Here is a 3,003-nt window from a genome sequence, read left to right as displayed (position 1 = left end):
CGAAGCAACGTAACCACCGACGTTGAACGGGCTCAAAGGGGCGAACAGGTTGTTAATCGCGGTGAGATAAGATGACAGCAAGGTGTCCAGGGCCGTACCTGTCGAGGGGCTATTCGTCAACGCCTGTGCAATGTCGTCACCGACGCCATTGAAGAAGGGCACCACATACTCGGTGTAGTACTGGATGTTCATCCCGGCGGTGATGATGAGTCCCCATGCAGCGAACCGCATGAAGAAGTCGATCACCGGCTGGTCCGTCGCACCACGCCAGTAGGAGGTCATGATCAACAACATGTAGATGCCGAGGCCAGCCGCGACCAGAGGGCTGATCAACGTGATCAGGTTGGCAGAGCCCGTCATGATCGTCTGATTGACGGTCGTGTCGAACATGGTCATGAGCGGCTGGAAAATGGCGACATTGATCGGAGCCACGCTCATGATGTTGCTCCGTCTTCGAGACTCGCTGCATAGGCTGGGCCATGCGAGGGGTCTATGGCATGCCGATCGAATTTGGCAGCCTTCTTCTTGCCCTTGCGCCGTGATTGGAAGACCGCCATACACTTGTCGATATCAGGCCCGTATTCCGCCCACACCTTGTCCCAAATCGGAATGTTGTCCGTCGTGCCGGAGAGAACTGCAAGCGCGTCCGACATGCCATATAGATCAAGCGTTGCAAACACTGACTGATTGCTCTGTTTGATGAGAAACGTCCGCGATTCCTTGTCGAGGCTCTTGAGGACGTCGAACTCCTTTCGGTTCATGTTGCACACCTCGTAAGCCTCGAACCGCGCGTCGGGGTTCGGCAGATAGATCTTGGTGGCCGTCTGCTGTTGAATTGCGGCAAAGATCGGGCTCGCAATGGCATCTTCCGGCGACTGCGACACAAGCAGCACGAACTCTTCGATCTTTCGACCGGTTTTGAGCGACTTCAAAATCAGGTCTTGTGTCACGGGGTACTGCGCTGGCAACCAGAATTCTTCGACGATCGTCACCAGCAGGCCGCCGTTTTCCTGCATCAGCTTTTTGAGGTAGAAGAGGTAGGCAAGGACTGGCTCAGTTGGTTGATAGTTTTTCTGCAGGAAATCGGTGACGTCAAAGCCGATGCGGTGCTGCTTCGTCACGTCGATCATCGTATTGGGCACGTTGTCGAGCGCCCACGCGAATTCGCCGTCGGCCGCATGGCACCACTTCGACAGCCGCGTCCAGAGCGAATTGGGCGTGCCGTCATCCGCAATGTTTTCGAGCAGGCGGCTGAACACGCGATCTTCGACCCGCTCGATTGCATAGATGGCGTCGACCGCGTTCTTGACTTTGACCGCATCGGCGTCATTAATCTGGCCAGCAGGGTCACGCCCGCACGACCTCACCAGGCTGTACAGGAACTGCAAGTTCGCTTCGGTGGGCGGAAGCTCAAACGGCGCGAGCCCCGTTTCGACACCGGCCTTCAACGGCAGATAGACACCGCCTAGGTTACGAATGAAGATCTCCATTCCCCGGTCGAGGTCAAGGGCGAAGATCTTAGGATCGAACCGCTCGAGAAAACCGACGAGCGACAGCTGCAGCGTGGTCTTACCTGTACCGGTCGCACCGAGGATCAGGGTGTGACCTGCGAATTTCTCGCCGGTGTTGTCCTGATCAGGCAGCGACGCGTGAAAATTGAAATCGAATCGACCCTTGCCTACGGTCGAGAGTGGCATCACCGCGGTGCCGTCGCCGATTGGATTGCCCTTCGCTTTGCCAGTCGAGTAGTTGTGCATAGACGACGTCGACGCCAGCGTGCGGGTGGACCGAGGACTCGGGCGCGGCTTCTTGGTCGCGCCTGGCACCTGACTAAAGTAGGTGACCGGGGCAGACAAGGTGGCAGGCATCCAGCTCACACCGCATTCATTGAGCGACTGCGCGGCAACGTAGGTCCCGTTTTCGATTGCCTTCTGCGCGCTCAATCCGTATACCACGAGCGCACCATGGTAATCACCGAACGCAAGCTCACGCGCAGCGAGTAGGGCCTGCGCGTGACTCAAGTCGTCAATTTGATGAACGGCCTTGTCTTGCACCGACGTAAGCTTGCCAATCTGTGTTTCGATCTTCGCGTTCGCCTGATGCGTGCCCAGAAATCCGAACGATTGCGTCAAGGTGAACTCGACAGGCACGGTCAGCAGCGAATTCATCTGGCCCCAGCCGCTCTTCGGCAAATCCTTCAAGTCATAGCAAACTGCGTATTTGGTGTTGTTGTCGGAGCGCACTTCCAAAACGTCGTAACCGAAGTGCATCCACGCGTTCGGTATCGCTTGGTGGCCTGGCATCTCGGTCACCGGCACCCGACGCTCGACACCATTGATCAGCTCGCCGATGAATTCAAAGGTTTCGGAAAACATCACGCCATTGCGCTCGTAAGCGCACAAGATCTCCGGGTCGTACGCGTTCAGGGCCTTTACGATGGTCTGCAAGAGCTCTTCCATCTCGGCCACGCCTTCCGCGAGATCGTCGTGCTTAAGCACCACGCTCAAAAAGTAAGTGTTTTCGAAATAGTCGGTTTTCTTGAAGCGCGCGAGATACTGTTCGCTAAAGTCCTTCATAAACGACGAGCGAAACCCGTACGTCTGGTCGTGCGCCATGCGCCGGCGCTTGAGCGTCGTGGTGATCGACAGTCGATTGCCTTTGGTCGCGCCGAGAGACGACAAGAAGCGATTGAAGGAGTCGAAGCGGTTTTCCAGAATGGAGTCCGTCGCCGACTCAAACGGGATGCCCGGCAGACGGATAACGAGCAAGGTTCGGTCGTTGCCGCAACTCGTCACATGCTCGGAGACGGCGTGACCGATCTTCGGCATCTTGTCTTCAACGGCCGGCTGACGTTTCATTTTTTCGTAAATGGACATCATCTTTCCTTGCGCTGCGGAGGCCCGTTCCGAAACAGCTCGGCTCGGAACTGCTCGTGGGCTACGCGTGACGGGGTCAACTCGAATGCCTGGCGGAACGTATCAAGCCGGTAGCCGTACTTCATCG

At 56.8% G+C, this 3,003-nt stretch carries 2 protein-coding genes; both read right to left on the bottom strand.

From position 1 onward, the window contains the following. A partial coding sequence (locus ACFFAR_RS29525; RefSeq protein ID WP_375509050.1) for a type IV secretion system protein occupies positions 1-438 on the bottom strand: 438 nt, incomplete at its 3' end. Further along, a complete protein-coding gene (locus ACFFAR_RS29520) occupies positions 435-2,876 on the bottom strand; it encodes a transporter (RefSeq protein WP_375509049.1) in 2,442 nt (813 codons plus the stop codon). The genes ACFFAR_RS29520 and ACFFAR_RS29525, both read right to left, overlap by 4 nt. Positions 2,877-3,003 lie beyond the last annotated feature (127 nt).

Origin of the sequence: uncultured Caballeronia sp. (genome assembly GCF_964243625.1) — a bacterium.
Classification (GTDB): domain Bacteria; phylum Pseudomonadota; class Gammaproteobacteria; order Burkholderiales; family Burkholderiaceae; genus Caballeronia.
Note: the sequence above shows the minus strand (reverse complement) of the source record. Positions and strands in the feature narration are given on the sequence as shown.

What these genes read in the sequence shown, in the direction of transcription:
- ACFFAR_RS29520 (WP_375509049.1), bottom strand. Translation starts at nt 2,876, where the DNA reads ATGTCCATTTACGAAAAAATGAAACGTCAGCCGGCCGTTGAAGACAAG.